Genomic DNA, 5,275 nt, shown 5'->3' on the forward strand with positions numbered 1-5,275 from the left:
AAATGATGAAACGCCCACCGCCCAAACTATACCACTCTTTGCGTACGATAGTAAGGAGGCATGCGGCGTTTACACATCCACCCCAAACAATCCCCGAATGACGTAGCCAATGCCAAAGGAGACGGCGGCCACACCAAAGCTCAAGCCGGCCATTTCCCAGAAGCGTTTACCAAACGGCAAGTCTTGGGCCACAGCCGTGTATGACGTGAATGCTGCGATGATTATGGCTGCCAGACCTAAACTAATTGCGAGCGAGAGAAAGACATTCGTTAGAATAAGGAAGGGAAGAATGAGCAGCACAACCGTGCCCACGTAGGCAGAGCCAGTGTAGAAGGCTGCGCGGGTTGGGTGCTTGCCGTGCCCCTCAGACTTGGTGGATAAGTACTCTGAGGCGGCCATGGACATGGAGGCAGCAAGGCCGGTAATGAGTCCAACGGCCGCAATGAGCTTGGGTTGCCGAAGTGCCAAGGTGAATCCAGCGAGTGCGCCAGTGAGTTCCACCAGCGCATCGCTCAATCCCAACACAATCGAACCAATGTACGCCAGCTTTTGCTCATCAATGAGGGCAATCAGCTGTTGCTCGTGGCGCTCTTCATCCGCCTGAATGTTCCGCGCTTCCGGAAAGTCAGTGGCCATGGCTTCGTAGTTCACCTGCGCTGTTTTCTCGCCGCGCTCCATGAGCTTAATGCCAAAAGTTAGACCCAGCAGCTTTGCAATCCATACGTACTTACGAACCGTGCTGCGCTTGGGGGTGAGCGTGACGTTGCTCAACGTGGCCCAGTATGCGGCGTGTTTCATTTCTTCCGCCGCGATGCGTTCCAGCACGTCACGGTTGCCCGGGTGGGTTGTTACCTGTGCTAGCTGTCGGTAGATTTCCGCTTCCGTTACTTCATTCTGCTGTGCCGAACGGATGAGGGTGAGGGTGGCGGGCGAGAGGGGCATAGTATATTCTTCTAACCGACTTTAGTCGGGTGGCCGGTGAATAAATGGAGCATCATGAAGGGGGAACGCCACTGAAGTGGCTATGAAGAAAAGCAGGAGGAAAGAGGTGGTGAAGTAGTATTGCACTTCCAAATTTCTAACCGACTTTAGTCGGGCAGTTTGTTCAATTGCGAAAAGAATGTATCTTCATCTAGAGCAATGACGGATCGAATCCACTCGTCAACCATTTTCTGGCCGTATTTATTAGTAGACTGATTGTAACTTGAAAAAGGATACGTCATGAGTGCCTGGAGAGATTTTACCTCACCATGCTTCAGTGGATTACCCATCACGTATCCCCGAATTTTCGCAAGAACCTCATCCTTCTCTGCTACGTAGACGTGGTATTCATCCCACATTGCAGAGTCTGGCAGCGGACCATATATCTTTTGGTAGGCGTACGAAGTGCCGCCATTGATATGCTGAAGAAATTTTGGAATGACTTTACCATCTTGCATTAGCGCAACGATGTGGTAATGATTTTGTAAAATACCATAGTCAACTTCTTTCACAGAAAATTTCTTAATAGCTTCATGTATTTTTTGGAGAATAAGGTGTTTCTTCTGGGAGTCAGTAAAAAGTACCTTTCTTTGAAAGGTTGGGATAGTAATGAAGTAGTATGAATCGTCAAGAAAGTAACGGGACATGGCTGGTAAACGCCACTGAAGTGGCTAAGAAGAAATGTTAGGAGTCTAGAAGGGTGCTTATAGTATTTCTAACCGACTTTAGTCGGGCTGCTCGTGCATGGGCGAAGGAGTATTGACGGGGAACGCGACTGAAGTCGCTATGAAGGAACGAAGCAACGCCACTCAAGTGGCTATGAAGTGAATGAGATGGCGTGATTACTCGTAGTCAGAAAGAGATAACCGGCCATCCTCCACCAGCGTTGGGGCACCATTTATCACCTGCACAACTTTTGGCGGTGCCAGGCGCGAGCGAACCATCCCGTCTGGGTAATCCATAAACCAGTGGTAGAGGAGCGTTCGGCCTTGGAATTGGACAATCCGGCAGCCGTAATTATTTGTAGAAAAGAGCTGGTTGTCTGAAAAGGTCGTGAACGGCCCAAACGGTGAATCGGCAATAGCATACCGGAACGCCTTGCCGCCGCTTTCCCCATCCTGCCCGTACAGCAAGTACCAGCGACCTTGGATTTCGTAGAGCGCCGGGCATTCCAGTCCGTCAAAGTACTCACCTGGTGAGAACAGCGGGGGCATCCAGGCAAATGTCCCATCTTCTAATTCTTCAACGATGCCCACGCAGCCCTGTTGCCCAGCGGGTTGGGCTTTGTCCTTTGCGCTGAAGAGTATGTAGTTCCGGTCCTGGTAGGAAAAAGGGAAGGGATCGCGGAAAGCCAGTAGCGGCTCCGTGGAGTAGTATGCGTTGCTCGGATCAAAACCCAAGCGAGGATTGGCCGGGTCTTTCTCCCAATGCATAAGGTTAGCCGAATACGCTTTACCAAACTGGCACGAAGCTTGCCGCTCCTGCTTTTTAATTGCGCTGTAGTAAATAATGAACTGATTATCACGTTTGGTAATCCCGCCCGCCCACAGGCTTTCCTCCCAGCTCCCGGCCGCGCCAGGTAAGAGAATGTCGCCCACCGCCTCCCAATGTAATCCGTCGGTTGTCTTGGCTAAGCCGTAGGTATTGACTGGCTTTTCTCCACCTCCAGCCGTGGGATACGGCGCCTTCTTCATGTGCACGGCGTAGAGCGTATCACCATCGACGAGAAGGTCAAAGTCTTGGAAATTGTAGCCCGTGGGGTTGAAAAAGGGTGGCATAGTTAAAAGTGGATAAGCGGTTTGTAATGGAGTTCTATTTGTAAGATCAGGGCAATAACCAGCAGCACTCCTGGCACCACAAATCGAATGACGATTTTCGTTCTCTGGGCACTGAGGTCGGGGTAGATCTTCCGGAGGTAGTACCAGATGAATGTCTCATTTTTGTCCTTCCCCATTTCCAGGTGGGTGAGGACGCAGCCACCAATAGCGTAGTGCTGAATTTGCAGGGCAAGCACACCAATGATAATGACCCACCAGTCCACAAGCAGCGGTGAGAGGTAGGCAGGGATAAGTGCCAGAATGTGGAGCCAGAAAAAGAGACCAAAGTCTTTGTGCATAGCTTCATTCTACCGGCAGTATGGATTTTATCCAAAAAGAAAAACCGGCCTTTGGGAGAAAGGCCGGGTAATGAGAAATGATATGAGAGATTTACAAAAGTGCAGATTCCGGGAGCACCATGTACTCGTCCAGAATTTTTCTGGCAGCAACGTGAAATCGGCTGTTGCCTTTTTGGTCGTCGTGGTAAGACGTCAGGCGGATATCCTGGCTAAGGAAGAACTCGACGATCTTTTTGGTTTGCGTTTTCCAGTCAGGCCAGGAGATTTTTTTGCCGTTGAGAAGTTCCCATTCCTCTTTCAGCAAGCGGTTATTGCGAACGAAAGTTGGCAAGTCTTTGGCCAATTCAGCCAGGTCTGCAGCACGCAGTATTTTCGCCTCATTCGTGAGAACCGCAGCGTCTTTTTGCGTCCCCTGAATGGCACCCTTCGTGAGCAGGATAATTTCCGGATCAATGCCAAGGTAGAACATTATTCGGCCGGTCCAATCCGCTGCTAACGCTTCCTTTGTTGGATACCCGAGAGCCCGATGATTGAGACCGTAGCCGAGATCATGACCAAGCGCAGAAAAGTATACGACAATTTTATTTACCGGCACATTTTCTGCCTGACATCGCTGAATAATATCAAGCGTCTCCTGGTAAACGTTCGCGGCGTGAGGGAAGTTATGGTAAGGAAATTTCGGGATGTACAGAGTTTTTACAATTCTCCGAAATTCCTCTTGGGTGCGTGACGGAACACCCAGAGTCCGCCGTTCCGAGATAAACTGCTGGACTTCTGCGAGGGATCCAAATGTAAACGGTGGGGCGCATTCAAATCCAAGGCCGTCAGCCTGACCACTAAAGTACGTCATGGCAAATGCGGCATCAATTTCATGCAGTTTTTCGCTATCCGGTCCACCGACATCCCAGGTGGCAGCACGGTAGTACTTCGCGTCTTGAGTCTCTGGATTCGCATCTGCAGGTGTGACCACAATGACGAGGTCATATCTAGCTCCACAACGAATAATTTTGTACACTGTACCTCCAATTTGGAATGTATCGGTTTTCTATATTTTACTGTTTGTTGAGTATTCGAACTTAGCAAAAAGAGGCTTACAAGTCAAGCCTAGGTGGTTGGGGCAAACCTTAAAGATTGATTCTGACTAGTGAACCAAGCGTTAGCCGTCTCGTTTGGTTTTTTCTACTTGTTCGCGCGTAACCTTCTTTACTCGTATTTTCGTAGCCCCGTTCAGTACCAGCTTCGCCAGGCGGTGTAGGCCGTCTAAGGTCAACCACTTACCATTTCTATTTGGCATGATGTGAATTGGAAAAGACGTATCTGCTTGGAGTATACGATCACGGTGTTCTGGGTAGGCATCTAGATTTTTTAAAACATCGGTTGGAACAATGGTAATATTTCCATCAGTATCCTCCCAGAATGGTACCTCCAATATCCAACGTAATTCACGAATATCCATTTCTTCTGTGGGAATTTCTAAATTCCACAATTTTTTATTATCGCGCCAAAAATCGAGATCAAAAGCTTCTTCAGCGTGCCGTGGGTCAACGTATATCTTCTTCTCCATAGAGATGCGTCGTTCTAGTGCACCACAAGTCAGCCCAGGAAATTAGGCAACTTCTGCAACTGGGGACAGCTCGGCAACTTTGCAATTTCAGCTTTGCTGTAAAAGTCTATAGCCGTGCACTCCTCGGAAGGCTTGAAATCAAGTGAGTCAAAGTGGATTTTGAAGAACACCATGAGTCGGGCCCGGCCTTCCTGATCGATAGCCGAGTACACAATGGACGGCTGCGTTTCTACAACTTTGCATTGCAGGCCTGTTTCTTCTAGGCATTCTCTTTTTAGGCAATCAATGAGGTCTTCACCTTTTTGTATCCTCCCGCCGGGGAAGTCCCACCTGCCGTTGTCTTCTTGCATCATGAGCAATTTCCCCTCTGCATTCGCGAAAAGTCCTTTTACGGAGATTTGGAATTGCATATCTGCTTGGTTTTCCATATGGTTTATGCTTTTTTCTCCGCTAAGATTTTTACCCGCTCCAAAGCTTTGGAAAACCTGATTTGAAACGTTTCTACCTGTTCGGGTGGGACATCGGTTGCGACCGTCAAAGTGGTAACGCCATCTTTTTCCCCAAGCGAATAGCTTTCCATTCCACCAGTCCACTCTTTTTCCCGTACCCCTTCT

8 protein-coding genes are annotated in these 5,275 nt (G+C 49.0%); all 8 read right to left on the reverse strand.

Translation table 11 applies throughout. From position 1 onward, the window contains the following. Positions 1-69 precede the first annotated feature (69 nt). On the reverse strand, positions 70-942 hold the full coding sequence (locus tag WCV85_06785) for a VIT1/CCC1 transporter family protein (GenBank protein ID MFA6474542.1): 873 nt from the start codon (positions 940-942) through the stop codon (positions 70-72). A 146-nt stretch (positions 943-1,088) separates the two neighbouring features. Next, positions 1,089-1,628, reverse strand: a complete 540-nt coding sequence (locus tag WCV85_06790; protein ID MFA6474543.1) for a transposase — start codon at positions 1,626-1,628, stop codon at positions 1,089-1,091. Between the two features lie 195 nt (positions 1,629-1,823). Beyond that, positions 1,824-2,759 (reverse strand): family 43 glycosylhydrolase, encoded by a 936-nt coding sequence (locus tag WCV85_06795; GenBank protein MFA6474544.1) that lies wholly within the window; start codon positions 2,757-2,759, stop codon positions 1,824-1,826. 2 nt (positions 2,760-2,761) lie between these two features. After that, a complete protein-coding gene (locus WCV85_06800; GenBank protein MFA6474545.1) occupies positions 2,762-3,097 on the reverse strand; it encodes a hypothetical protein in 336 nt (111 codons plus the stop codon). 91 nt (positions 3,098-3,188) lie between these two features. Next, the gene (locus tag WCV85_06805; GenBank protein ID MFA6474546.1) at positions 3,189-4,112 is read right to left on the reverse strand and encodes a hypothetical protein; all 924 of its coding nucleotides are present in this window, start codon (positions 4,110-4,112) and stop codon (positions 3,189-3,191) included. A gap of 141 nt (positions 4,113-4,253) precedes the next feature. After that, entirely contained in the window at positions 4,254-4,661 is a 408-nt protein-coding gene (locus WCV85_06810; GenBank protein ID MFA6474547.1) for a hypothetical protein, read from the reverse strand. A 29-nt stretch (positions 4,662-4,690) separates the two neighbouring features. After that, on the reverse strand, positions 4,691-5,089 hold the full coding sequence (locus WCV85_06815; protein MFA6474548.1) for an NUDIX hydrolase: 399 nt from the start codon (positions 5,087-5,089) through the stop codon (positions 4,691-4,693). A gap of 5 nt (positions 5,090-5,094) precedes the next feature. Further along, positions 5,095-5,275 (reverse strand): SRPBCC domain-containing protein (locus tag WCV85_06820; GenBank protein MFA6474549.1); only part of this gene is annotated, 181 nt, incomplete at its 5' end.

It is taken from the genome of Patescibacteria group bacterium (assembly GCA_041665345.1).
Taxonomy (GTDB): domain Bacteria; phylum Patescibacteriota; class Patescibacteriia; order PEXW01; family PEXW01; genus JBAYJA01.